We start from the raw sequence: 25730 nt of genomic DNA, 5'->3' as shown, positions 1-25730 counted from the left end.
GTTCATCTCCTTTTTAATAAATTTAATTTAACTAAAATTAACTTTAAGTGCTCCGCTAAAATATTTTGAGCCTGATCAAGCTTCAATATCAGCAGAATTGTTAGTAATATTTTTTACATATAAATCATTTAAGAGTTCACTTAGTTTATCAAGATTTCCCGCAAAATTTAGGGTAATAAACATCATCATAATCTGCAAAATTGATACTTGTGGTAATTTACCTAAATTAGTGGACAATCCTGAATTAGCAAGATCCATTGGATTGGTAGGAGGTTGTTTTGATTTAACTGTAAAATGAACAGTAACTGTCTCATAATAGTCTTTTTGCGGATCATCATGGTCTGTTCAATGATCCTTCCCTGTTTCTAAAATAGCAGTTCCGCTATTTGAATCAATTTTTAAACGGGGAACACTGGCAATTTGCTGATTCCAAATTGCTTCGGTTTCTTCACCAATAAAGAACCTTCCAAATTTATCAATTTCGGAAATTAAGCCCATATTATTAAAAACAGTAGCAATCAAGATTGTTTTAGGACGAGCATCATCGACAGTCCCCAAATCTAAATTTTTTACTTTATCCGCAATATGGTTTGAATTAACAACCGTTTTATTAATTGTTAGTTCATTTTCACTAGTATTATCATTAATCACAATATTATACTCACCATTTCGGTATAAATCTGGATTAGGATTAGTAATTAGCGATCCGTTAAACTTAATTTGCTGATGCAAGGTATTAAAATCTCATTTTGTTCCTTGAAAAATTTTTGTTAGTTGGGCAAATAACATCGGAATTGTTTGGTTATTATCTTGAGGATTAACATCTTTAAAATTAACACCAGGAAAGCCTTTCACATCAAATGCTAAGACAGGTGGGTCAACTGGAATATCATTTCAATTACCGCTGCCAGTTTGGCAGCTGACAACACCCTTTGTTGAAGATGTCACAATGGTAAGTGCGCCAAGAATTGTTAATAATTTTTTCATGTTGTCACTCCTTTAATTTGCTGACATAATTGCCACTAACGGATTAATTTTATTCATACTAAATCAACTGATTAAATATGCAATTAGGTATAAAACAAAGCCACTCGCAATCACAATGATTGGGATCGCTGCATTCATCATTAGGGGGAAGACCATTCCCATATTAGTTAAAACATTAATGCCAATTGTTAAGAATAATCAGCCAAAACCAAACCCGGCGATGGTCATTATTACAATAACAGGAATGTACATTCCAATTACTAATTTTGTAATATAACGGTTACTATAACCCAGAACTTTCATTGTGGCAATGATTGTTCGGTTTTCGGCAATAACAACATTACTTGTTAAGATAATAATTATAAAGCTTAGAATGAAGGAAATTGCAATAATAAAGGCAATAACCCCAAGAACCGCCTGGGCTAAATTTTGTAAAATTTCCTTGGCCGTTGCAATTGGCAATAAATTATTAAATGATCTTTCTGAATACGATGGATAAACTGTCGTTCCAACTATTCCCCCGTTTAATCCATAGAAACTATAATCACCAAAACTTTGAACAGTTGCCAAACCACTTTGAATATCATCGGTAGTTACACTTTTTGATAATTTATAATTAAAAAGTGGATATTCATTTTCAAAAACTTTAATTCAATTAACAGCCAATGATTGTTTTTGAAAATTATTAACAAAAGCCGTTCATAATTGATTAATTGGGGTGCTTTGGTTATTTTTAATAAAAGTTTCTAAGGCACTAAGGGCTGTTTGATAAGGTACTGATAACGTTGGTAATGACTTAACAAATGAATTTTGCCATTCATTCATAAATAACCGTAATAAATGATTACGCGTCTGGTCATAACCTAAAATGGCATTTGCTCGTTCATTGTTAATTCAAGCCCGAGCACTACCATACTGGTTATTTACACCAACAATATTAAAGACTTCATTACCATTATCATTTCCTAAGAGATAACTACCATCAACAATTTTATTATTTAAAATAGTAGGATTTGTTGCATTAGGATCACTTGGATTTAAAGCACTATCTAAAACTTTATTATTTCCCTTCTCTCCTAATACATCATTTTGGTAATTATTTGTACTATTAAATAGTAGTTTTCCAACGGTTTGACCACTACTATCAGTTCCGGTTACTTGTGATTCATCCCAACTATTTAGAATTTGTTGGGCATCCTCCTGATAGCCATTAACACTATTCTTAAATAAAGCTTGGCGAAGAACCTTACTCGTAATTTGATCACCAGTTGTTAATCCTAACCTTTTAGCAAGGGTTTGGTTAATAACAATATTATTGCTATTAGCAAATAATTTATCATTTAAGGTATATTTCCCATCACTTAAAGTTTGGTTGTTAAAACTCTGGTCAATTCCATATACATCAACATTAATATTATTAACTTGGCCATGGAACATTGTTCCCCGGTCATCAGTGTGGGGATTAAACGGTACCACTCCGAATGCTAAATTAAAACTTTTACTATTATCTTTAAAAGCTGCCGCCATTTCAGTTCGTACTGCCTGGGGAGAACGCGTATAAACTCCCTGGGTAAAACATTGGCTAACATTATTGATAAAGAATGCATAAATTCAATCATATAAATCATACATTGGTTTTTTTAAATTAGCATTAAAATCTTGGGCATTCCCACTATCCAACACTTTTCGAAATGATGTTTTGAGTGGGGCTTCGAGCCCGGGGCGAAAATGATTATTATCTAAAACAATAATGGTCGAACTAGTACCAAATGTTTTTTGGTAATCACTTCTAGTAAACAATTCACTATTTAAACTATCATCTAAATTTAAATTGTTATTAGTGAAGTATTGTGGTCGTTTCACATCTAAGGCAATTGTCTCACGATATTTTCAATAAAATAATCGATACTGTTCTAATTCATTAATATGTTGTTTTGCCTTATCAGGATTAGCTAAATAAGTTTCAAGCGTTGCTTTAGTTAAGTTTCCTAATCCATAGTCTTTATAATCACCCCAGGTACTCATACAAACTGCTCTTAATAAATACTGATCACCAGTGGGCACACTTAACTTATTACTTTTTAAAAATTCTTTTGAAATGTTTTTATATAACATTGACCGCATTTCAGTAGCATTATAAGTTGGTGAGTAATTTTCAGGATTAATGGTTGCTTGCTCAAAATCCTTGATATACTCGTCCGCATTCCGCGTCATGTTAGTATTGCTAAAGGCACTATTATTAATATCTCATGGTTGTTGGGTTGGGTCATATGTTTTTAAGAAAGTTGTGGGAAGATTATAAACTGGTGATTGATATTCAACTAAGGTATTGTAATCATCACCCGTATAAGAATAACGAATATTATTTTGTAAAATAAACAGAATTGTTGTTGAAATTGTAATTAGAATAGTACTAATAATCATTGTCAACGAAACACCAAACATTTTTCCCAATGAATTAGAGAACTGCACTGCTTGGAACCGATTATCAAATGTTTTACGAACGGTACAAATTCTTTGGACAATTTTTTTAATTTGTCCGGCGGAAAAGGATTCTTCTTTCTTAATTAGTTGCAATGGGGTTTTTGAGTGCATCATAATTGTGGCGCTAATCATTGTAACCCCCGTTAATAACGCAAAAACCGCAATAAAAGAAATTACTAACGCCCAGAGTGCTAAAGCAAAACCAGTATACGGAAGATTAAAGTAGGCCCCAAAAATAATCCGAATAATTGATTGACTTAAAATTCCTAATAAATATCCAACTATTCCCCCTGCTAGGGCAATTAAGAGTGGATAACTTAGATAACTACTGATAATTTCCCGACGACGGTAACCCAAAGCTCGTAAAATCCCATTTTGGGGACCAGTAGATTCAATTTGACGTTTAATAACTAGGACTAACACGAAGAAAGAAATAATTAAAATAACCGCAATTAGAATATAAGAACCAGCAATAAAACCATTTAAGGTTGTTAAGAAATAAGTTGTTCTTTTAGCAAAAGGATAGCGCTTATCAGTTCGGAAAGTAAGAACTGGGGTATTACCCGTAAGCGTTTTACTATAATATGCATGTAAACCAATTGTAGCGCCCCACTTGCTATTTAAAAAAGTGTTCAGGGTATTGTTAATTAAACTTTCCTTGACCTCATCACGATAGTTATTAGTAAATTTTCCAACATAATAAACTTCACGATCAGATTGACTAGCTGGGGTTAAAACTTGTTTAGTAATATCTAGTCTCGTAATATCATAGCTTTGATTATTAGCATCCCGGACAGTATCGTTGACTAGTCCAAATAATTTTTGGTCAACATATGCCAACCCTTCATTATTCATATTAGGAAACGGATGGAACTGGTCAATGATTGGTGTAATAAAATCGGCGGACTGCCCAAAGCCAACTACCCGTAACCAATTTTGTGCAGCATATGGTGATTTTGACAACCACTTATTAATGTCTTCTTTTTGATAAGGGCTTAAATCAACTGGTTGTAATTCACTATCCTTAACTTTAATTGTTGTTCCGTAACTATCGGCTTGTAAACGAATGACATCATTAATTTTAATATTATTCTTTTTGGCAAATTCAGGAGTTAAATAAACCCAATGCATAGTTTCATTATTTAAGGAATTTAAATATTGTTGGTAAAAACTTAGAGGCATTCCGGCACTCACAACAAATTTATCAATTGTTTGGTGGGGATTAAGGGTCACTGATTTAATAACTTTATTATTGCCTAAGTTAAAAACTCGTGCTTCCACCCGATTAAAATTAAATTGAAAATCTGAATTCATCGTTGCTGCTTGCAAATAATCTAAAATTGCATTTTGGCGGACTTCAACATCTGAAATTGCTAAGAATTGATCCGCTCCACTAGCGGCGTTTTCAACATAACTAGTTTGGGAAAAATCAACAATAAAATCATGTTGGTTACTCATTTTTTCAGAAATAAAATTATGATAAACGTTTTCAACACGTTGTTTGGAAACTTCAATTATTGTGAAAATTAAACAAGTTAAAAATACTAAAATTACTAAGCCAATAAATTGGATTTTGTTTTTGATTGTATTTTTAATATTATTTTGAAACAATAACTTAAAACCGGACATTATTCTTTTCACCTTCTTTTTATTTTTTGCTTAATAAATTAAAAACAAAAAAGATGTGGTGGTGTTGTTTGTTTTTTAAACTGGGTTAATAAATGCGTTTTTCGCAAATTACTAATTAATTTAGCTTCTTCTAGTAAAAACCACGCAATTGGTAGTTCATAAATATTGGGGAAAGTAATCGTAAAATTATATGGTGCTGTTTTAACTAAATCATCGTGAGCTAAATATTTTAAAATTGTCAAATTATTTAAATCAGTAATATTGCTGATATCTTTAATTCAAGCGATATAAATTCGAAATAATACTAAAGTGATGACAAATCCGATTGAAAAAATTCCATAGAACAAATAAAAAGAAATTAAAAAGGTTTGATAAAAATGTTTATCAAAATAATTATTGTAAATAACAGTAACATATAAACAGTATGAAAATAATGATAAGTTAAAAATTCATAAAATAATAATTAATCAATTAACTTTTAGAACTTGTTTTCATTGAATATTTGCTTGGTGCTGATAAGTTTTAAAATTCAACATAATTTGTAATAAAATACCGACAAAAAATAACATCACAAAACTAACGAAAACTAAATAAGTTAAATTTAAAATAATATTAACAAAATTAAGTTTTCCCTGGGGATAAATTATTGAAAATGATGAAGAAATTAAAATATAAGCACTAAATAAAGCTAAAATAGTACTAATAAAACCACGATAAAATTGCTTAAAATTAACTTTCATTTTTTTCATAGCCTCCTAGTAAGAGTTAATTTATTATAACATTAATTTAATCAGATAAAAAGGGCAAAAATTAGAGATTTTTAAAAAATTTTAATGTAAAAATTAAAAAATCTAGTTAAAAACTAGATTTTTGATTATTAAAACACATTAAGTTAAAACTTCATGTCCAGTCTCGGTAATCAAAATAGTGTGTTCAAAATGGGCACTTGGCAACCCATTAACCGAAACAGGGGTTCATCCATCACTAAGCATTTTAATTTTTGCGGTTCCAATTTGGACCATTGGTTCAATACAAATTGTCATTCCTGCTTGCAAACGTAAACCCGTGTGGGGTTCGCCAACATTGGGGATGTGGGGATCTTCATGCAATTCTTTTCCGATTCCATGACCAGTAAATTCTTGGGGCAAGAAAAAACCATTCCCTTCGACATATTCTTGAATAACATGGCCAATATCACCAATCCGAACTCCTGGTTTTAGAATTGCAATTGCGTGGTCTAACGCATTTTTTGTAATATCCACTAGTTGCTGGTGTAAGTCACTTAGCGGTTCTCCCACAATCATTGTAAAAGCACCATCACTATTAAACCCTTGGTAGGCACACCCAGCATCAATTGACACTAAATCACCATTTTTCAGGGGTGTATTATTAGGAATGCCGTGGACTAAAACATCATTAATTGACACACAAATTGTGGCGGGAAAACCATATAAACCTTTAAAATTTGGTTGGCACTGGTGCTGGTGAATAATTTCTTCCGCTCTTTTGTCCAGTTCCACCCCGGTTATTCCTGGTTTAATCATTGCTCGTAATTCCTGGTGGACTAATTTTAACACATTACAAGCAACCCGCATTTTGACTAAATCTTCACTTGATTTCAAGGTTATCATTTTTTCACCATCTTTTCTACTTATCTATCATAACATAAGAAAGAAAAAACTAATAGCCACGTGGGACCATTAGCTAAAAAGGTTGCTTATACTAATTCAATGATTACCATTGGGGCGTTATCACCACGACGATTATCTAATTTTAAAATTCGGGTATAACCACCATTGCGATCCTTGTATTTTTTGGCAATGCCATTAAATAATTTTTGTAAAGCCGTTTCTTTTTCGTTTGCTTCAATATCTCTTAAGAAACTAGCCGCTCTTCGACGAGCATGTAAATCTTGACGTTTTCCTAAGGTAATTAATTTGTCAACATGGCAACGCAATTCTTTTGCTCTGGTTTCTGTTACTTCTAATCTTTCGTTAATAATTAACTCCGTTGCAAGATTGCGCATTAAACCATTGCGTCATGATGTATTTTTACCTCTTTTTTGTTGATATGACATGAATTGTTGCTCCTTTCTGTTTAATCTCTTCTAAAATATAAACCTAAAGCGGCTACTTTTTCTTTAATTTCAGTTAATGATTTTTTACCTAAGTTTCGAATTTCTTGGATTTCTTCTTCGGTTTTTGATATTAGATCACGAAGTGTTTCAATTTTAGCACGTTTCAAACAGTTTTGTGAACGCTGAGTAAATTCTAACTCATCAATACTACGATCTAATTCATCTTCTTCTTTTTCAGTTTCAGATGAAATAACTTGGGTTGTTTTGATTGCTTCATTTAAGTTAATAAAGAATTCTAAGTGTTCCGATAAAATTTTACCCGCCATTGCAATAGCATTAACCGGTGTAATTGAACTATCAGTTTGGACTTCAATTTCTAATTTTTCTAAATCAGCATTTTTTCCTACTTTGGTTGGTTCCACCGTATAAGAAACCTTTTGCACTGGTGAATAGTTTGAATCAATGACAATTAAGTCCGCATATTTCTTTTCTTTTTTATTATCATTAAATGATTTATATCCCCGAGAATTACGAGCATGTAATTCTAAGTTTAATTCTCCACCCTTCGCAATTGTGGCAATATGTAAATCCGTATTGATTACTTCAACACCGGCTGGTAATTCAATATCTTTTGCTAACACATCACCTTCCTTGTTAGAATTAATTTTTAAAATTACTGACTCCCCATCGGGAATAATATTTTGATCAATTTTTAACACAAGGTTTTTAATATTTAAAATAATTTTCGTAACATGTTCGACAATACCGGGAATTGCGGTAAATTCATGTGAGGCTCCTTTAATACGGATGGCAAACACTGCCGCCCCGGGTGTTGAAGATAACAATGTTCTGCGCAATGCATTTCCCAGGGTAATTCCAAATCCACGTTCTAATGGTTCAACTAAAAATTTTCCATAATTGTTTGATTTGTCTTCCACTTCTAATTTAAATTCTGGTCTAATAAATTGTTTCATCTAACTATCACTCTCCTTATCCTCGTGGTCTTTTTGGTGGGCGAGCCCCATTATGAGGAATTGGAGTTACATCTTTAATTGAAGTAATCTCTAACCCAATTGCTTGTAAACTTCTTACTGCCGCGTCTCGACCCGGACCTGGTCCTTTTACTTCAACTTGAATGCTGTGCATTCCGTGTTCTTGACTAGCTTTTCCCGCCGCTTCGGCAACCATTTGCGCAGCATATGGGGTTGATTTTTTACTTCCTTTAAATCCCATTGCTCCTGCTGATGATCATGAAATTACATTCCCGCCTTCATCGGAAATAGTAACAATTGTGTTATTGAAACTTGAGTGAATGTGGGCTACACCTTTATTAATATTTTTTTTAACTTTTTTCTTATTAGTTACTTTTTTAACAGCCATAATTTACACTCCTCTATTTTTTCTTATTCGCTACTGTTTTTCGTGGTCCCTTAGCAGTACGCGCATTTTGTTTTGTTGATTGGCCTCTAACTGGTAACCCTTTACGGTGGCACATTCCCCGGTAACTTCCAATTTCCATCAATCGTTTAATATTTAGGGCAACTTCACGACGTAAGTCCCCTTCGGTTTTGTATTTTGCAATTTCATTTCTAATTTTAGTTAATTCTTCTTCTGATAAATCTTTTACTCGTACATCTTCTGAGATTTTAGAATCTGCTAAGATTTGTTGAGATAGTGGTTTTCCAATTCCAAAGATATAAGTTAAGGCAATAACTACTCTTTTATCATTTGGAATATCGACTCCTCCAATACGTGCCATGCTTCTATTTTCCTCCTTTTATCCCTGTCTTTGCTTGTGTTTTGGTTGTTGACAGATTATCATAACGCGATTTTTTCTTCTAATTACCCGACATTTGTCGCAAATTTTTTTGACTGATGATAGTACTTTCATCGTGCATACTCCTCCTCAAACTTAATTTATTTGTGTCGAAAGACAATACGCCCACGTTCTAAATCATATGGTGACATTTCGACAGTTACTAAATCGCCCGGTAAAATGCGAATGTAATTCATACGAATTTTACCAGAGACGTGAGCTAAAATAACTGCGCCGTTTTCTAATTCGACCTTAAACATTGTATTTGGTAATACTTCTAAAACTTTTCCTTGAACATCTAGTAAATCAGATTTAGCCATTTTATTACCTCCAATCTCTTTTGTTACTTAATAATTGCAACTATTTGATTTCAAACAGCGTCACCTTCCATATCAGCATCAATAACTGATAAGTTTTGCTTATTAAGATAATATTGAACTAATGGTTCAGTATCTCGTTTATATTCTGCTAATCTTACCTGTACTTTTTCAGCGGTATCATCCGCGCGACGAACTAGTGGGGTTTGATCATAATCACAAATTCCAGCCACTTTCGGAGGATGGAATGTAATGTGATAAGTTCTTTTACAAGTTGGACATATTAATCGTCCCATAATCCGATCGATTAGTTTTGATTCCGCGATTTCAAAGTATAGCGTATGATCAACTTTAGCATTTCGTTTTGCTAATAATTCATCTAGTTTTTCGGCTTGATTAACAGTGCGGGGAAAGCCATCTCAAATAATTCCGCCCTGAACTGTTTGTAAATAATCTTCTAGCATCTCAATCATTAAGTCATCAGGAACTAGTTTCCCTTGTTCAGAATATTTTTTAGCTAAGTTTCCCTTCGCGGTGTTATTACGAATATTGTCTCGAATAATATCACCAGTTGAGACATGGTTATAGCCAAACTGAGCAATAATTTTTTCTGATTGGGTTCCCTTCCCACTGCCTGGTGCTCCTAATAATATAATATTACCCATAAAATTAATAACACACCTTTCTTATCACAAGTATGAATTATCATTTGAATCTTGGTTCAAACTTTGTGATTTTTTATCAATGAAGGCTTGTTGCGTAATTCGCCCTTTAATTTGACGCATTGTTTCTAACGCAACTGACACCATAATAATTAATCCAGTTCCCCCAATTGCTAAGGCACTTGGTAAACTAGTTAGTTTGCTAATAACATATGGTAAAATCGCAATGGCGGCTAAGAAGATTGACCCTAAAATACTTAAGCGGTTAATTGTTCCCTTAATATATTTTTCAGTTTCCTTCCCTGGTCGCACACTGGGAATAAAAGTTCCCGCCTTTTGAAAGTTTTCAGCAATTTTTTCAGGATTCATTTGCACTTGTGAATACAAGAATGTGAAAAGAATTGTTAAAATAGCATAAATAATAATTCCTGGTCAAGTTGAAAATGATAAGTAATTATTCGTAAACTGGACAAACCCGTTATTAGGGTTTGAAACACTAATAATTTGTGAAACTGTAATTGGAGCGGAAATTAAAGCTGAGGCAAAAATAACAGGAATTACCCCAGCCGAGTTAATTTTTAACGGCAAGAAGGGTTTGTTCTGTTCGCCGCCCGAGGACAGTCCACTTCCGGTTTGTTGAATTGGTAGTTTTCGTTCTGATTCATTTAGCATAACGACAAACAAAATTACTAATAAGAACATCACCACATAAACGAGGAATTTTAAAATCCCATCAAATAATAGGTTAATGTCTTCTTGACCAGAAATTCAAAACTTAAAGGTTGTTTCTAAGTTACTTGGTAACTTTGCCACAATTCCAGCGAAAATAATGATTGAAACTCCGTTTCCAATTCCACGAATTGTGATTTGATCAGCAATTCATAACATAAACATGGTTCCGGCAATTAAAGCACACGGAACTAAAATGTAGTAGAAAATTGGGCTTCCGGTTCCAAAATCATTAGTTAATCACTTCGGACTAATAATTCCCTGGTTCGCCATCGTAAAGATTGTGGCTACCCCCTGCATAATTGCAAAGGGAATTGTTAATCATTTCGTTAAGCGGTCTAATTTTTTACGACCTTTTTCCCCACCCTTCGCTCAGCGCGATAATGGTTGAATCACATCCGTTGATAACAACTGGACAATAATTGAGGCAGTAATATATGGCGAAACTCCTAAAGCTAAAATTGAAAATTTTCCTAAAGTTCCTCCCCCTAACATTGAGATTAAACTGAAGAACTGATCAGTATTTGATAAATCTTGAATATTAGGACTAACGGTAACTCCGGGCACGGTCAAATAACTTCCTAACCGAATTACGACTAAAACAATTAGGGTGAAAGCAATTCTTTTAATTAGATCTTTGTTTTTTACAAAAAAATTATTTGATTTGACAAGATCAACTTGTGCTGCTTTCTTGGCCTTTCTTTTTTTAGCTTTGGTTTTCACTATTATATTACCTCTACTTTCCCTCCAGCCGCTTCAATTGCTTGTTGGGCTGCTTTTGAAATTTTATTTGTTTTGACATTGACGCTCTTAGATATTGTACCACTACCTAAGATTTTAATTAATTCTTTTTCTGATTTAATTAATTTTTTTTGAGCTAATGTTTGGTGATTAATTTCACTAACATTTAATTTTTCTAAATCTTTTAAATTAAAGATTGTATAGTTTTTGGTATTAATATTGGTGAATCCTACTTTAGGAATTCTTCGAAAGATTGGAGTTTGTCCCCCTTCAAATCCGGGGCGCACTCCTCCACCAGTACGAGCATTTTGACCTTTATTACCTTTTCCAGAAGTTTTCCCAGTTCCTGAAGATGTTCCTCGTCCTAAGCGTTTTTTCTCATGACGAGCGCCATCACTATATTTTAATTCATGTAATTTCATTAATATAAGCTCCTTATCCTATTAATTCTTCTGGTGTTTTACCACGTAATTTGGCAATTTGGTCCGCCGTTCTTAATTCTTTGAATCCCTCAAAAGCTGCTCGTAAAATATTAATTGGGGTATTTGATCCTAATGATTTCGTATAAACATCTGCTAATCCTGAAAGTTCAATCACAGCACGCACTGGTCCCCCAGCAATTACTCCCGTCCCTTTTTTGGCTGGTTTCATCATCACTTTCCCAGCCCCAAAGTGGCCAATAACTTCATGAGGAATTGTTGTTCCCACAATTGGAACTTTTACTAATTGTTTTTTAGCCTCTTTAATTGCTTTTTTAATTGCATCAGGCACTTCATTAGCTTTTCCAGTTCCAAAGCCAACTTTTCCTTTTTTATCACCAATCACAACAACAGCGGCGAAGCGAAAGTGACGACCACCCTTCGTTACTTTTGTAACCCGGTTAATCGCAACAACTTTTTCTTCAAACATGTTGTCTTGTTTATTAAAAGGTTTGTTTTGGTGGAAATTTGGTTTTCCTTCTTGGTGCGGTTTTACGGGTGCTTGTCCAGCTGGTTTTCCTTGTTCATTAGTATTAACTGCTAATGCTTCTTTATTTTCTGCCATTATTTTCTTTCTCCTTTATTAGAATTTTAAGCCAGCTTTACGGGCGGCTTCTGCAAATGCTTTTACTTTTCCGTGGTATAAATACCCACTACGATCAAATACGACATTGGTAACTTTTTTAGCAATTGCTAATTTAGCAATTTCAGCTCCTACTTGTTCAGCAGCAGCGATGTTTGAAGTTGATTTTAAATCTTTCATTTTTAAAGTTGATGCAGAAGCAAGAGTTGTTTGTTTCACATCATCAATCAATTGGGCATAAAAGTGGCCGTTTGATTTGAACACATTCAATCTTGGTCGTTGTGAGGTTCCAGAAATTTTGTTACGCACACGATAATGTCTTTTTTTACGATTATTACTACGTGAGTTGCTATTCATCTTCTCTTTCCTTCCCTGCTGTTATTTACCAGCTGATTTTCCTTCTTTACGAATAATGTGTTCATTTTTATATTTAATCCCTTTCCCTTTATAAGGTTCTGGTTTTTTAAAGTTTCTAATATTAGCAGCAACTTCACCTACTAATTGTTTTGAAATTCCTTCCACCGTAATTTGCGTTGGTTTTGGAACGGTTAGGGTAATCCCTTTTGGAATATGGTATTCAATTGGATGGGAGAACCCTAAGTTTAACATTAGTTTATCACCTTGTAAGTTAGCTTTGTAACCAACCCCTGAGATTTCTAATTCTTTTTTGAACCCGACACTAACTCCCTGGATCATTCCTTGGATTAATGAATTGATAGTTCCGTGTAATTGTTTAGTATGTTTAACTTCGTTAACTCTGGTTGTTTTAACAACCCCATCTTTTGCTTCGACTTTGATAACATTAGGAATTTTTTGTTCTAATTGTCCTTTTGTGCCTTTAACAATAACATTATTTGGTTGGACTGTAACTTCAACACCGGTTGGAATTTTTAATTCACGATTTCCAATTCGAGACATTTTGCTACCTCTGCAACTTTCTATCACACATAAGCAATAACTTCTCCACCGAGGTGAGCTTGTTTTGCCATTTTATCCGTCATAACCCCTTGGCTAGTTGAAATGATTGCAATCCCTAATCCATTTAATACTTGAGGTACTCTATCAACAGTTACATAAACTCGTAGTCCTGGTTTTGAAATTCTTTTTAACCCTGAAATAACTTTTGTTTTTCCTTTATATTTTAGCAAGATACTTAATTCTTTTTTAACTTCTCCTGTTATTTTAAAATCTTCAATGTAACCTTCTGATTTTAAAATTTCAGCTAATTTAACTTTCATTTTACTTGCTGGCATTACGACACTTTTATGTAGCCGTTGGTTAGCATTTCTGATTCTTGTTAACATATCAGCAATTGGATCGATCATCATAATTATCTAGTCTCTCTTTCTATCATGAAGCTTTTCTAACGCCTGGGATTTGTCCCTTGTAAGCTAAATCTCTAAAACATAAACGACATAAGTTATATTTACGTAATACCGCATGAGGACGTCCACAGTTTCCACAACGAGTGTAGCCTCTTACTTTAAATTTTGGATGACGAGCTTGTTTAACTTTTAATGATTTTTTAGCCATGTTTCTTTCCCCTATTTTTTAAATGGCATTCCCATTTTTTTCAATAATGCATAAGCATCTTCGTTCTTGTTGGCACTTGTTACAATAGTAATATCCATTCCCCGAATTTTTTTAACTTTATCATAGTCAATTTCTGGGAAAATGATTTGTTCTTTAATTCCTAATGAATAATTTCCTCTGCCGTCAAAAGCATCTTTGCTAACACCACGGAAATCTCTTACCCGTGGTAAGGCAATATTAATTAATTTATCTAAAAATTGGTACATTTTTTTTCCGCGAAGAGTAACTTTTGCCCCAATTGGCATTCCTTCCCGTAATTTGAATGAAGCAATTGAACCTTTTGCTAAGGTTACTACTGGACGTAATCCGGCAATTAAACTTAACTCATTAACAACATCTTCAATTGCTTTTGAATTATGAGTCGCATCTCCAGCTCCGACATTAATTACAATTTTTGTAACTTTCGGAACTTGCATAATTGATTGGTAACCTTGCTCTTTGAATAACTCTGGTAAAATTTCTTCTTTATAACGTTTTTCAATTCGTTCCATATTTTATCTTGATATTCCTTTCTTACGCCAAATGTGCTTTTGATTTACGAGCAATTCTTGTTTTTTTACCATTATCATTGATTTGATAACTAATTTTTGTGGTTTCTTTTTTATTTTTAGGATCAATTAATGCAATATTTGAGATGTGAATTGAAGCAGGAACCGCTTGGATTCCCCCTTCAGTATTGTCTTGCGAAGGTTTTACATGTTTAGTATTAGTAATTCCTTCAATTATAACCCGGTTTTTATCACGAATGATTTTCATAATTGGACCTTCAACACCTTTATGTTTTCCAGAAATAACTTTTACTAAGTCACCTTTTTTAAATTTTAATTTTATCATGGCTATCCTCCTATAGTACTTCTGGTGCTAACGAAGCAATCTTACTAAAGCCTGCTTCTTTAACTTCTCTGGCAATTGGACCAAAAATCCGTGTCCCTCTTGGTGTTTTATCATCCTTAATAATAACAACCGCGTTTTCTGAAAACCGAATGTGACTACCATCATTGCGGTGGAGTCCCCGTTTTGTACGGACAATTACCGCTTTAACAACTTGTCCTTTTTTAACAATTCCGCCAGGAACAGCTTTTTTAATAGTACATACAACAATATCACCTATATTAGTAAACTTACAAAATGAACCACCTAAGTTTTTAATAACTAAAACTTCTTTAGCTCCGGAATTATCAGCAACTTTTAATCTAGACTCTTGTTGAATCATTATTTCTTCCTCACAATTTTCCTATCTTAACCAATCGCTTTTTCGATCACCGCAATTAAACGAAAACGTTTAACTTTTGATAGTGGTCTTGTTTCCATAATACTTACTTTATCTCCGATGTGAGCTTCGTTTTGTTCATCATGAGCTAAATATTTTTTTGAATATTTAACTCGTTTACCATATAGGGGGTGGTTTTTGTATGTTTCAACAAGAACGGCAATTGTTTTATCAGATTTATCTGAAACTACTCGTCCTTGTAAAATTTTACGACAATTTCTTTCCATTATTTTGTTGTTCCTTTCTTAGTAGTTGTTTTTTTGGCAGCTTCTCTAGTAGCACTAACTTTTTTAATTGTTGCTTTGGCAATTTTATCACGGTTTTCTTCTCAGTTGGCCCCATATGTATATTCTTTCGCATTAGGGGCTTTTTGTTTAGTACTGATGTCAATTTTAACACCAGTTCCTTTTCCTTTAGCAGTTCCTGCTGCTAATGTACTTTTCATTTCTGCTAGCTTTGCCTTGGCATTTTTTTCAACTTTAGCTTCCACAGTTCCCTTCGCAGTTTTTGGTCCTAATTTTTCCACTTCAATTTCTGCTTTTGCACTAGTTACTGATTTAACAGTAACCATTGCTGGTTTTGCTGGTTTGGAAACTGCTTTCAATGGTGGTACTTTCTCAGTAACTGGTTTTTCAACAACCGGTTTTTTAGGAGTCGGTTTTTTTGCTGCTGGTTTCGCAGTTTTTGTTGGTGCTGCTTCAACAGGTGCTTCGTTCGCAACTGGTTTGCTAGCTTCTGCACTAGCATCATCCCCAAGCATTGCTTCATCTAGTGGTAAATCCATTAATGAAGAAAAATCATTTTCTTTTGCCTCTTGGTCGGCCATCATTTTTTCAATTTTGCCTTTTCGTTCTTTAGCAAAAGCTTGTGATTCTTTTTCAATTTTGGCATATGTTTCTTTTAAATCAATTTTAACGTTAATTTGGGTATTTTCCCCAGCAATTCGGCGTTGACTAATAATAGTTAAAATGCGAGCAATTTGTTTTCTTAGTAAACTGATACGGTGGGGTTTTTCTAAGTTTCCCATTGCCGCTTGGAATTTTAAAGCAAATAATTCTGCTCGTGATTCTTCCTCTAGTTTTTTTAACTCTTCAGTTGATTTTTTTAATAACTCACTATTTAACATTATTCTTCACCTCTTTTAACGATTTTACAACGTACTGGTAATTTGTGCATTGCTAAACGTAACGCTTCTCTTGCTGTTTCTTCATCAACACCAGCGACTTCAAACATAATAGTTCCAGTCTTAACAACTGCTACTCAGTCTTCTGGTGCTCCTTTCCCACTTCCCATCCGCACTTCTAATGGTTTTTTAGTTTTTGCCATGTGGGGAAAGATTCTAATTCATACTTTTCCTCAACGTTTCATATAACGTGTCATTGCGATTCGTGCGGCTTCAATTTGACGGTTAGTAACTCAAGCCCCATCTAATGATTGTAAACCATACTCTCCAAAGTCAACTTTGGTATTTCCTTTAGCTTTTCCTTCATAACTAATTCGGTGCGGACGACGATATTTTGTTCTTTTTGGTATTAACATAAACTATTTCGCCTCCTTATCCTTGTTAAAAGGTTTTTTGTTAAAGTCTTTTTTTTCTCATTTTGGTTTTTCATCAGTATATGAAACTAGTTGGCTTCCTAAGATTTCACCTTTACAAATTCATACTTTAACCCCAATTTGTCCATAAGTTGTTAAAGCTTCCGCAAGCGCATAATCAATATCACTTCTTAGGGTTGCTAAAGGCACAATTCCTTCCGAATATCCTTCGGTGCGGGCCATGTCAACTCCACCAAGACGACCTGAAACTGATGTTTTAATTCCTTTTGCTCCAGCTTTCATTGCTTTACGAATTGCTAATTTTTGGGCAGTTCTAAATGATGCCCGGTTAACAATTTGTTCAGCAATTGTATTGGCAACTAATTGTGCATCAATATCAGGATTTTTAATTTCAACCACATTAATTTTAATTTCCATTTTCCGATCATGAATTGTTTTACGAATTAATTTAACTAATTCGGGAATGTTTTTTCCTTCTTGTCCTAATACCACACCAACGCGAGCAGTTCTAATAAAGATAACGATTTCTTTTTTAGTTCTTTCGATTTCAATTTTAGAAACACTAGCATTTTTTAATTTTTGCATTAGTGCTTTTCTAATTTTGATATCTTCGTGTAATCAATTCACGAAATCTTGTTTTTCAGCGTATCAACGTGAATCTCATGTTTTAATAACTCCAATTCGTAACCCGGTTGGACTAACTTTTTGACCCATATTTGTTATCTTCCTTTCTTATTGTGCTCCATCACTAACGGTAATTGTGATGTGACTAGTTCTCTTTAAAATTTCATATGCTCTTCCGTGGGCACGGGGACGGAAACGTTTTAATGTTGGTCCTTCGTTAACGAAGATTTCTTTAATAAATAATTTATCAGCGTCTAACCCGTTATTATTAACAGCATTCGCTACCGCTGATTTAACCAGTTTTTTAACTGGAACCGATGATTTTTTATTTGTGTTATCTAGAATTACAATTGCTTCTCCAACTTTTTTATTTCGAATTAAATCGGCAACCAAACGAACTTTACGGGTTGAAATTCTAATCATTCTTAAGTGTGCTTGTACATTCATTTATATATCTCACTTTCTAATAATTATTTTTTCTTTTTCTTGTCATCCCCATGACCACCGAATTTTCTTGTCGGAGAGAATTCCCCTAATTTATGACCAACCATATCTTCAGTAACATAAACTGGAATATGTTCTTTTCCGTTATGTACCGCAAAAGTATGACCAATAAATTCTGGGAAAATTGTACTTCTTCTAGATCACGTTTTAATAACTTCTTTTTTACTATTTGCATTTAAAGCTTCTACTTTTTTTAGTAAATGTTCATCAACAAATGGTCCTTTTTTTAGACTTCGTGACATCTGCATTTACCTCCTTTTTTCTAAATAACCTTTTTTAAATTAAATGTGATGTTTACTATCTTAGGCTTTACAAAATTAAGTAGTGACCATCAAAACAATTTAATTAAACTATTGAGGACGTCTGCGGACAATCAATTTTGTAGAAGCTTTTTTCTGATTACGAGTTTTAACACCCAAGGCTTTTTTCCCTCATGGTGTCATTGGTGCTTTACGACCAACCGGAGCTTTACCTTCTCCCCCACCATGTGGATGGTCATTAGGGTTCATAACTGATCCCCGAACAGTTGGACGAATTCCACGTCATCGGTTACGACCAGCTTTCCCTCAGTTAACTAAAGCGTAGTCTTCGTTTCCCACTTCACCAATTGTGGCACGACATTCCGCTAGCACTTTGCGAACTTCCCCTGATGTTAAACGAAGAGTAACATACTTACCATCTTCATCTTTTCCTAAGATTTGGACTGATGAACCAGCCGAGCGCGCCATTTGGCCACCTTTCCCCGGACGTATTTCAATGTTATGGACTAATGTTCCCTCAGGAATGTTTTTTAATTTCATGTTGTTTCCAACTTTAATATCAACTTTTTCGCCACTGATAATTTCCATTCCAACTTGAATGTTTTTGGGAGCTAAAATGTATCGTTTTTCCCCATCTACATAATGCACTAACGAAATGAAAGCATTACGGTTGGGATCATATTCAATTGAGGCAATTTTTCCAACAACATTATCTTTGTTGCGTTTAAAGTCAACAAGACGATATTTTGTTTTATGCCCACCACCATGGTGTCTAGTAGTAATAATCCCTTGGTTATTCCGTCCACCACGTTTTTTTAATGGTTGTAATAATGACTTTTCTGGTTTGTCAGTTGTTAAGACTGAATAATCAAGCTTTGTCATATTACGGCGCCCATTAGTAACTGGTTTATAACTTTTAATTGGCATTTGTATTTATCCTCCTTAAGCCAAATATCCAGATAGTTGTATCCTGGAACTATTTATCTTCTCCTAATAGATCCAATGTTTCACCTGGTTTTAATTTGATGATGGCTCTTTTCGTATGAGTTGTTTCACCAACAAATTTTCCCATTCTTTTTTCTTTTGGATCATAGTTAATTACATTTACTTTTGCAACCTTTACTTCAAAGATTTTTTCAAAAGCTTTCTTGATTTGTACTTTATTAGCACCACGCGCAACTTCGAATGTGTACACACCTTGCGCCATATTGTTATATGATTTTTCAGTTAAAATTGGTTTCTTAATAACATTAGTAATATGCATTATGCGTACACCTCCTCTATTGTTTTAATAACTTCTTCGGTAACTAATAATTTATTCGCATTTAATAAGTCATAAATATTGATTCCATCACTAGGAATAATATTTACTTTTTCAATATTACGAGATGATTTCACAATAACTTCATCCCCTGGTTTTGTTACAATTAATAATTTTTCATTATTAACTTTTAAGTTGGCTAGAATTTCAACCATTGTTTTAGTTGATGGCTCATTTAGGGCAAATTGGTCAACAATAACTAAATTGCTTTCTTTTGCTTTTAATGATAATGCTGATTTAATCGCTAGTTTTCTAACTTTGCGATTAACATGCTTAATATAGTTTTTGTCGGGAGTTGGTCCAAACACAATTCCCCCACCTTTTCATTGGGGTGCTCTAATTGAACCTTGACGGGCACGACCAGTTCCTTTTTGTCTTCACGGTTTTCTTCCCCCACCAGATACTTCAGTTCTTGTTTTAACTTTGTGTGTTCCCTGACGCATTGCTGATTGTTGTGCAACCACAGCATCATACATTGCTTGTTGGTGCGGTTCAATTCCTCAAATAGCATCATTTAGGTTAATTTCTTTAACACTAGTTCCTTTAGTATCAAATACTTGTACTTTCATGTTTCTTATTTTCCTTCCACACTATTTAGCATCTTCACTAGCTGGCTCAGAAGCACCGTGTGTTGTTGGTGTTTCAACAGTTTGGTTATCTTCGACTGGTGCCACTGGTGCAGGTGCTTGTTCTTCTTTTACTTCAACTTTTGATTCTGGTGTTGGTTCCACAGTTCTCACTAATAGTTCTGTTGGTGTATTTGGGGTTAATCCCTTAATTGCTTCTTTAACAATAACAAATTGTTTTTTTGGACCAGGAATTGATCCTTTAACTAATAAAGCATTTTTTTCAACATCAATTGCAATAATTTCCAAGTTTTGGATTGTTACTTGTTCGGCTCCCATATGCCCTGGCATTTTTTTTGATTTTAAAATGCGGTTAGGGGCAATAGCTCCCATTGATCCAACGCCACGATGATACCCTGAACCATGTCCCATTGGACCTCTTGAGTAATTATGTCTTTTAATTGAACCAGTAAATCCTTTCCCTTTTGAAATTCCGGTCACATCAACGAATTCCCCAGCAGTAAAGATGTCAGCTTTAATAATATCACCGGCATAATAACCGTTCATATTTCTGATTTCTTTTACGAAGCGCTTAGGTGTTGTGTTTGCCTTTTTAAATTGACCTTGATCTGGTTTTGAAACAAGGTTAACTCTTTTATCTTCAACAGCTAGTTGTAATGCATCATAACCTTGTTTTTCTTTTGTTAAGACTTGTAAAACAACGTTAGGTTGAACTTCAACTACTGTAACTGGTACTAACCGTCCGCCTGTTGCAAAAACTTGGGTCATCCCAATTTTACGTCCTAAGATTCCTTTCATTTCTTTTCCTCCTTGAAAATACGTCATGTATATCTTTAATATAATTTACAAAGAATATTTTAAAGCTAATTACTTTACTTCAATTTCAACCCCACTAGGTAGTTGTACTCTAGTTAAGGTATCCATAACTTTAACGCTCGGATTGATAATATCAATTACTCTTTTATGGGTTCTTCTCTCAAATTGTTCACGTGAATCTTTATATTTGTGAGTAGCACGAATAATTGTAATAATTTCTTTATCAGTTGGTAAAGGAATTGGTCCTTTAACTTCTGCGCCAGCAGCTTGTCCTGCTTCAATGATTTTAGAAATTGATTGGTCCACTACACGGTGGTCGTAACCTTTTAATTTTATTCTCATTCTTGTCTGAGCCATAAATTCTCCTCCTAATTTTATTATACTTTTTGCTGAACTATTGACAACGGTTATCAGTGTATCATTGATAGACCAAAACAATGTCGCATAAAATATACATGCTATTAAATTGTATTGAATTATGATAAATATTGCAAGGGTTTTCTGACAAAAAAATGAAATTTTTTTAGAAATAAACCACGCGTTCTAATTATAAGATATAATTAAAATAATAATGAATTTAGTAAATATGGTAAGAGTTAGACATAAGGATGGATGGTAATGGGGAGAAAACCAACACCAAATAAACAAGCGGTTAATTTAACAGCCGATGATCGCTACCAAAAGATTCAAGAATTTAAATTAGAATCACGCCGATTTCAAGATGAAAATTTACAACGAAAACTTTCCCGGAACCATGAAATTAATAAACGTCCCCAGCGCAAAGTTGTGCGCGACCCCAAAAAGACTATTGATAAAAACAATCCAATGTATAAAATCATATTAAACGCCCAGAAGAAGAATAATGAACTAAAAAAAGCAGCTTATAAAACAGTTGATTCCAATTATATTGATATTAATCATATGACGGTTGCAGACCGGGTAAAAATTATTAAATTAGCAAAACAAAAAAATAATAAAATCTATCAGCAATTATTAATGGAAAAATCAACCACCGGTTTGTCAGAACTAGCGCGGCAACGAAAACGGAAATTAATGGCTGCTAATATGAAAAATTGAAAGACAAAGAAAAAATAGGTTATTAATAAAAACTAACCTATTTTATTTATGATATTTTTCATTATTAATAATTTTAAACGAACGATAAATCTGTTCTAATAAAATTAACCGGCATAATTGGTGGGGTAAAGTAATTAATCCCAAACTAAGGCGATAATTAACTTTGGGTAGTAAATTCTGGTCAAGACCATCGCTACTTCCAATAATAAATGCTAGCTTAGCATTTTGAAAATCTTTAACTTCTTGAATAAAATTTGCTAATTGTAAACTAGTCAGCTGCTTGCCGTTAATATCTAATAAAACTTTGACATATTCTGAATAATTACTTAGCTTATCGCTCACAAGAGAAGTTTGCGCTTTAATATTTTTAGCAACATCATATTGACTAATTTCTTTTAATTCAATAATTTCAATTTTACTATAATTCTTAATCCGGGTTAGAAATAAATTATTACCTTCCGTTAAATAATTTTTATCTAATGTGCCAACAACAATAATTTTAATATCCACCGGAAATCGGGACTAATTATTATGCTTAATTGAATTTGAATCAATTGTTCACATTAGATCAGGAATTGAATAATCAGAACTACGGACTTTAAAGACACCATTCGAACCAACTTTACTTGCATCTTCTGGTTTAATTGGATTTACAGGATCACCCTTATTAACAAATCCTTGGGCTAATGTTACTTTATCCGCAAACGAAATTAGCATTTTAACGCGGTATTGGTGATAATCATCATCTTTATAAGCACTAATATTAGCTAAATCATAGAAGTTATAGCCCACAAAGAATCATTGGTGACCATATGCTTTAGCATCATCTTTACTATTAGGATCACGATATGATAAATAGTTAATAACCCCCGTTACATGTTGAACTGTTGATTTAAAAGTATAAATATTATTTTCATTTGTAAACTCAAAAGTAAAAGTAAGATTTGGGATTTCAACTAAAATATATCTTGTTGATTGTAATACTTTATCATTCGAAGCATCTTTAGCTTGCGTATTATAATTATTGGCAGGATTATTTAACCAATCAACTACTTGTTTAATTGGTGTTAACACATTTAATGAGTCCTTTGTTACAATAATATTATCTGAATTTTTGCTAACATAATTTTTATCTGTGGTTTTTTCGTAATTACTTGTTTTTTGGACAATTTGTTTTGGATTTGTCCCATCAACTGTAACATTTGTATTATCACTATTAACTAAGGCAACTTGGGTATAGAAAGAATCAGCAGTCGTTGAATAATTATTAAAGAATGATTTTCATGCTGTTTTTGCATCCCCGGTTGCTGAAGAAATTAACTTATCTTTTTGTGCCTTTAAACCACTATTAATTTGGTCTTTACTTCATTTTGCGCCTTTTTGACCTCCACTATTATCGTCAGTTAAATTAAGACCATATAAGAATGGCAACGCAATGTTAGTTTGTAAACTAACTGCTCCCCCGTTTAAACTATATTGAGTATCAGCAGTTGATGAATATGGATCAAGCACCCCATCAGCTTCTTTTGCTGTTGGGTTATGATAAAATCCTTTATCGCCATTATAAATAAACATTGGCAATAATTGCCCATCCCCGGCCTTACATGCTATTAAAGAAGAAGCTGATGTTGTTATTAAGGTCGCTACTGTAAAAATTGATAATAATTTACGCATTTAAAATTCTTCTCCTCCTAAGTAAATCTTTCTTTAATAATCATACTTTATTTTATTTTTAATAGCAAATAAAATAATTAAAAATTAATAGATTTTATCCCTAATAATCTCCTTAATTTAATTATTTTTGAAAACCAAAGTTGGCAAACGAACCATGTTTTTTAACAAACAATAAGTCCACTGATCCGGTCGGACCATTTCGGTGTTTTGAAAGAATTAACTGGGCTTTTTCGGTTTCGTTAAAATTATTATTTTCATTTCAGTTTTCATGCGCACTATAATATTCTTCGCGGTATAAAAACATAATGATATCCGCATCTTGTTCAATCGCTCCCGAATCTCTTAAATCCGACATAATTGGGCGTTTATCTTCTCGCTTTTCAACTGATCGGGATAGCTGTGATAAACAAACAATAGGAACTTCTAATTCCCGAGCCAGGGCTTTTAACTGGCGAGAAATGGTTGATACTTCTTGTTGACGAGAATCACCAAAATGCAAACCAGTACTTAATAATTGAAGATAATCAATCACAACTAACGAAACTTTGTTTTCACGACATAGTTTACGCAATTTTGATTGTAATTCAATTACTTTTAAACCAGGAGTATCATCAATAAATAATTTTGCTTTTTTTAAAGCATCCCCTGCTTTGGCAATTTTTTTTCAATCTTCTTCTGTTAGTCCTTTCCCATTACGGACCTTTGCTGAATCAACAGTTGAAATTGTTCCAATCATCCGTTGAATTAACTGTTCACTTGGCATTTCAACGGAAAAAATAGCAACCGCATCTTTTGTTTGGTGGGCACAATTAACGGCAAAATTTAGGGCTAAAGCAGTTTTCCCCATTGAAGGACGGGCCGCTAAAATAACAAAATCCCCCTTTTGAAAACCAGATGTCATTTTATCAAGATCTTTAAAACCACTGGGACTACCAGTTAAAATTTCACCTGAGTTTTCTAACATTTCAATTTTCTGTAAGACTTTGTCAACTTCATCAAACGAAGTCTTAAACAAGTTCCCCTTGCGTTCTCGTTTAACATCTAAGATTTCTTTTTCAGCTTTGCTCACCACTTCTTCAATTGGTTGGTGGGAATCAATCTCTTTGTTAATACCATCAATAACTGATTTTAATCTCCGCGCGGTTGCATTTTTAATAATAATGTCTAAATATTCATTAAGATTGGCATCGGTTGTATATGACTGGAATAAATCAGTTAAGTATTCAATTCCCCCAATTTTATTTAATAAATTATCTTTTAACATCTGGTTACTTAAAGTTGTAATATCAATGGCAATTTTATTAGCGAATAATTCATATAATGCTTTAAAGATTACTTTATAATTCATTGTTGTAAAATCTTCATCAGTTAAAAGCGCAAAAATTTCTTCGGCGCCCGAAATTGAATGCGCGGCAATCGCTAAAACATTCTGCTCAGCATTCTTAATGACATTAATTTTTTGTAAATTTTCATTTACTAATTCACTCATGGTTAGCTCTCCTTTTTGTCAACCATTACTTTTAAGGTTGCAATAATATCATGGTGTAATTTTATTTTTAAATAGTGCAAACCAATACTTGTTAAATTATGATTTTCAGTAAATTTCTTTTTATTAATTTTAATATTGTATTCTTTTGCTAAGCGGTCTTCAATTTGGGTTAACGAAACCGAGCCAAAAACTTTATTATTATGGACTTTTAATTTAAAGTTTAAAGTTAAACTTTCCAACTGGGCTTTTAATTTTTGAAGTTCACTAATTTCCGCTTTCTCAACAGCTTTATTAGCAGCTAAGACTGCTTGTAATTTTTGTAAATTATGTTCAGTGGCTGGAATTGCTAGATGTTCTTTAATTAAAAAATTCTTGGCATAACCATCCGCAACATTAATAATATCATTTACTTTTCCTTTTCCTTTGACATCTTTTATTAAGATCACTTTCATTG

At 33.4% G+C, this 25730-nt stretch carries 37 protein-coding genes; 1 reads left to right on the top strand and 36 read right to left on the bottom strand.

Annotated features, from left to right (window positions below):
* Window positions 1-27: 27 nt before the first annotated feature.
* From P344_RS01445 to rpsJ, 32 genes are all read right to left on the bottom strand, one after another.
* On the bottom strand, window positions 28-987 hold the full coding sequence (locus tag P344_RS01445) for a lipoprotein (RefSeq protein WP_025317120.1): 960 nt from the start codon (window positions 985-987) through the stop codon (window positions 28-30).
* Between the two features lie 12 nt (window positions 988-999).
* A complete protein-coding gene (locus P344_RS01440) occupies window positions 1000-5100 on the bottom strand; it encodes an ABC transporter permease (RefSeq protein ID WP_025317119.1) in 4101 nt (1366 codons plus the stop codon).
* Window positions 5101-5138: 38 nt separating this feature from the next.
* Window positions 5139-5840 carry a hypothetical protein gene (locus tag P344_RS01435; RefSeq protein WP_025317118.1) on the bottom strand — a complete coding sequence of 234 codons (702 nt, stop codon included), beginning with the start codon at window positions 5838-5840 and terminating at the stop codon, window positions 5139-5141.
* Between the two features lie 147 nt (window positions 5841-5987).
* On the bottom strand, window positions 5988-6731 hold the full coding sequence (gene map / locus P344_RS01430) for a type I methionyl aminopeptidase (protein ID WP_025317117.1): 744 nt from the start codon (window positions 6729-6731) through the stop codon (window positions 5988-5990).
* A gap of 86 nt (window positions 6732-6817) precedes the next feature.
* Complete coding sequence (rplQ, locus tag P344_RS01425) at window positions 6818-7177, bottom strand: 50S ribosomal protein L17 (protein WP_025317116.1); 360 nt, start codon at window positions 7175-7177, stop codon at window positions 6818-6820.
* Window positions 7178-7197: 20 nt separating this feature from the next.
* A complete protein-coding gene (locus P344_RS01420; protein WP_025317115.1) occupies window positions 7198-8151 on the bottom strand; it encodes a DNA-directed RNA polymerase subunit alpha in 954 nt (317 codons plus the stop codon).
* Between the two features lie 16 nt (window positions 8152-8167).
* Window positions 8168-8557: a 30S ribosomal protein S11 gene (rpsK, locus tag P344_RS01415; protein ID WP_025317114.1), complete on the bottom strand. Its 390-nt coding sequence runs from the start codon at window positions 8555-8557 to the stop codon at window positions 8168-8170.
* 13 nt (window positions 8558-8570) lie between these two features.
* On the bottom strand, window positions 8571-8936 hold the full coding sequence (gene rpsM, locus P344_RS01410) for a 30S ribosomal protein S13 (protein WP_025317113.1): 366 nt from the start codon (window positions 8934-8936) through the stop codon (window positions 8571-8573).
* 18 nt (window positions 8937-8954) lie between these two features.
* Complete coding sequence (gene rpmJ, locus P344_RS01405; protein ID WP_025317112.1) at window positions 8955-9068, bottom strand: 50S ribosomal protein L36; 114 nt, start codon at window positions 9066-9068, stop codon at window positions 8955-8957.
* A gap of 26 nt (window positions 9069-9094) precedes the next feature.
* On the bottom strand, window positions 9095-9313 hold the full coding sequence (gene infA, locus P344_RS01400) for a translation initiation factor IF-1 (protein WP_025317111.1): 219 nt from the start codon (window positions 9311-9313) through the stop codon (window positions 9095-9097).
* A 23-nt stretch (window positions 9314-9336) separates the two neighbouring features.
* On the bottom strand, window positions 9337-9975 hold the full coding sequence (locus P344_RS01395; RefSeq protein WP_025317110.1) for an adenylate kinase: 639 nt from the start codon (window positions 9973-9975) through the stop codon (window positions 9337-9339).
* A gap of 21 nt (window positions 9976-9996) precedes the next feature.
* On the bottom strand, window positions 9997-11430 hold the full coding sequence (secY, locus tag P344_RS01390; RefSeq protein ID WP_408069011.1) for a preprotein translocase subunit SecY: 1434 nt from the start codon (window positions 11428-11430) through the stop codon (window positions 9997-9999).
* Window positions 11427-11864: a 50S ribosomal protein L15 gene (rplO, locus tag P344_RS01385; RefSeq protein ID WP_025317108.1), complete on the bottom strand. Its 438-nt coding sequence runs from the start codon at window positions 11862-11864 to the stop codon at window positions 11427-11429. Before rplO ends, secY begins: the two co-directional genes overlap by 4 nt.
* A gap of 13 nt (window positions 11865-11877) precedes the next feature.
* Complete coding sequence (gene rpsE / locus P344_RS01380; protein WP_038677668.1) at window positions 11878-12351, bottom strand: 30S ribosomal protein S5; 474 nt, start codon at window positions 12349-12351, stop codon at window positions 11878-11880.
* A 153-nt stretch (window positions 12352-12504) separates the two neighbouring features.
* A complete protein-coding gene (gene rplR / locus P344_RS01375; RefSeq protein ID WP_025317106.1) occupies window positions 12505-12861 on the bottom strand; it encodes a 50S ribosomal protein L18 in 357 nt (118 codons plus the stop codon).
* Window positions 12862-12882: 21 nt separating this feature from the next.
* Window positions 12883-13422, bottom strand: coding sequence for a 50S ribosomal protein L6 (rplF, locus tag P344_RS01370; protein ID WP_025317105.1), 540 nt, complete (start codon window positions 13420-13422; stop codon window positions 12883-12885).
* Window positions 13423-13442: 20 nt separating this feature from the next.
* Entirely contained in the window at window positions 13443-13832 is a 390-nt protein-coding gene (rpsH, locus tag P344_RS01365; protein ID WP_025317104.1) for a 30S ribosomal protein S8, read from the bottom strand.
* A 19-nt stretch (window positions 13833-13851) separates the two neighbouring features.
* Entirely contained in the window at window positions 13852-14037 is a 186-nt protein-coding gene (locus tag P344_RS01360; protein ID WP_025317103.1) for a type Z 30S ribosomal protein S14, read from the bottom strand.
* Between the two features lie 11 nt (window positions 14038-14048).
* Window positions 14049-14588 carry a 50S ribosomal protein L5 gene (gene rplE / locus P344_RS01355; protein ID WP_025317102.1) on the bottom strand — a complete coding sequence of 180 codons (540 nt, stop codon included), beginning with the start codon at window positions 14586-14588 and terminating at the stop codon, window positions 14049-14051.
* 22 nt (window positions 14589-14610) lie between these two features.
* Window positions 14611-14931 carry a 50S ribosomal protein L24 gene (rplX, locus tag P344_RS01350; RefSeq protein WP_025317101.1) on the bottom strand — a complete coding sequence of 107 codons (321 nt, stop codon included), beginning with the start codon at window positions 14929-14931 and terminating at the stop codon, window positions 14611-14613.
* A 10-nt stretch (window positions 14932-14941) separates the two neighbouring features.
* Complete coding sequence (gene rplN / locus P344_RS01345; RefSeq protein ID WP_025317100.1) at window positions 14942-15310, bottom strand: 50S ribosomal protein L14; 369 nt, start codon at window positions 15308-15310, stop codon at window positions 14942-14944.
* A gap of 26 nt (window positions 15311-15336) precedes the next feature.
* On the bottom strand, window positions 15337-15597 hold the full coding sequence (rpsQ, locus tag P344_RS01340) for a 30S ribosomal protein S17 (RefSeq protein ID WP_201773804.1): 261 nt from the start codon (window positions 15595-15597) through the stop codon (window positions 15337-15339).
* The gene (rpmC, locus tag P344_RS01335; protein WP_025317098.1) at window positions 15594-16493 is read right to left on the bottom strand and encodes a 50S ribosomal protein L29; all 900 of its coding nucleotides are present in this window, start codon (window positions 16491-16493) and stop codon (window positions 15594-15596) included. Before rpmC ends, rpsQ begins: the two co-directional genes overlap by 4 nt.
* Entirely contained in the window at window positions 16493-16906 is a 414-nt protein-coding gene (gene rplP, locus P344_RS01330) for a 50S ribosomal protein L16 (RefSeq protein WP_025317097.1), read from the bottom strand. The genes rpmC and rplP overlap by 1 nt, the downstream gene beginning before the upstream one ends.
* A gap of 3 nt (window positions 16907-16909) precedes the next feature.
* Window positions 16910-17638 carry a 30S ribosomal protein S3 gene (gene rpsC / locus P344_RS01325; RefSeq protein WP_025317096.1) on the bottom strand — a complete coding sequence of 243 codons (729 nt, stop codon included), beginning with the start codon at window positions 17636-17638 and terminating at the stop codon, window positions 16910-16912.
* A gap of 18 nt (window positions 17639-17656) precedes the next feature.
* Window positions 17657-17995: a 50S ribosomal protein L22 gene (gene rplV / locus P344_RS01320; RefSeq protein WP_025317095.1), complete on the bottom strand. Its 339-nt coding sequence runs from the start codon at window positions 17993-17995 to the stop codon at window positions 17657-17659.
* 23 nt (window positions 17996-18018) lie between these two features.
* Complete coding sequence (gene rpsS / locus P344_RS01315; protein WP_025317094.1) at window positions 18019-18294, bottom strand: 30S ribosomal protein S19; 276 nt, start codon at window positions 18292-18294, stop codon at window positions 18019-18021.
* Window positions 18295-18402: 108 nt separating this feature from the next.
* On the bottom strand, window positions 18403-19239 hold the full coding sequence (gene rplB / locus P344_RS01310; RefSeq protein ID WP_025317093.1) for a 50S ribosomal protein L2: 837 nt from the start codon (window positions 19237-19239) through the stop codon (window positions 18403-18405).
* A 49-nt stretch (window positions 19240-19288) separates the two neighbouring features.
* Complete coding sequence (gene rplW / locus P344_RS01305; protein WP_025317092.1) at window positions 19289-19576, bottom strand: 50S ribosomal protein L23; 288 nt, start codon at window positions 19574-19576, stop codon at window positions 19289-19291.
* The gene (gene rplD / locus P344_RS01300; protein WP_025317091.1) at window positions 19576-20202 is read right to left on the bottom strand and encodes a 50S ribosomal protein L4; all 627 of its coding nucleotides are present in this window, start codon (window positions 20200-20202) and stop codon (window positions 19576-19578) included. The genes rplW and rplD overlap by 1 nt, the downstream gene beginning before the upstream one ends.
* A 21-nt stretch (window positions 20203-20223) precedes the next feature.
* Window positions 20224-21018: a 50S ribosomal protein L3 gene (gene rplC / locus P344_RS01295; RefSeq protein ID WP_025317090.1), complete on the bottom strand. Its 795-nt coding sequence runs from the start codon at window positions 21016-21018 to the stop codon at window positions 20224-20226.
* A 69-nt stretch (window positions 21019-21087) separates the two neighbouring features.
* Window positions 21088-21393 (bottom strand): 30S ribosomal protein S10, encoded by a 306-nt coding sequence (gene rpsJ, locus P344_RS01290; RefSeq protein ID WP_025317089.1) that lies wholly within the window; start codon window positions 21391-21393, stop codon window positions 21088-21090.
* Between the two features lie 261 nt (window positions 21394-21654).
* Here rpsJ and P344_RS01285 point away from each other — a divergent pair, with 261 nt between their 5' ends.
* Window positions 21655-22131 carry a hypothetical protein gene (locus tag P344_RS01285; protein ID WP_025317088.1) on the top strand — a complete coding sequence of 159 codons (477 nt, stop codon included), beginning with the start codon at window positions 21655-21657 and terminating at the stop codon, window positions 22129-22131.
* Between the two features lie 24 nt (window positions 22132-22155).
* Here the strand turns inward: P344_RS01285 and P344_RS01280 are convergent, their stop codons facing one another.
* The 4 genes from P344_RS01280 to rplI form a co-directional block, all read right to left on the bottom strand.
* The gene (locus P344_RS01280; RefSeq protein ID WP_025317087.1) at window positions 22156-22623 is read right to left on the bottom strand and encodes a 23S rRNA (pseudouridine(1915)-N(3))-methyltransferase RlmH; all 468 of its coding nucleotides are present in this window, start codon (window positions 22621-22623) and stop codon (window positions 22156-22158) included.
* Window positions 22624-22635: 12 nt separating this feature from the next.
* Complete coding sequence (locus tag P344_RS01275; RefSeq protein ID WP_025317086.1) at window positions 22636-23787, bottom strand: lipoprotein; 1152 nt, start codon at window positions 23785-23787, stop codon at window positions 22636-22638.
* A 121-nt stretch (window positions 23788-23908) separates the two neighbouring features.
* Window positions 23909-25276 carry a replicative DNA helicase gene (gene dnaB, locus P344_RS01270; protein WP_025317085.1) on the bottom strand — a complete coding sequence of 456 codons (1368 nt, stop codon included), beginning with the start codon at window positions 25274-25276 and terminating at the stop codon, window positions 23909-23911.
* Between the two features lie 2 nt (window positions 25277-25278).
* The gene (gene rplI / locus P344_RS01265) at window positions 25279-25728 is read right to left on the bottom strand and encodes a 50S ribosomal protein L9 (RefSeq protein ID WP_025317084.1); all 450 of its coding nucleotides are present in this window, start codon (window positions 25726-25728) and stop codon (window positions 25279-25281) included.
* Window positions 25729-25730 lie beyond the last annotated feature (2 nt).

Origin of the sequence: Spiroplasma mirum ATCC 29335 (assembly GCF_000565195.1) — a bacterium.
GTDB lineage: Bacteria > Bacillota_I > Bacilli_A > Mycoplasmatales > Mycoplasmataceae > Spiroplasma > Spiroplasma mirum.
This window is presented reverse-complemented; position numbering and strand designations above follow the sequence as displayed.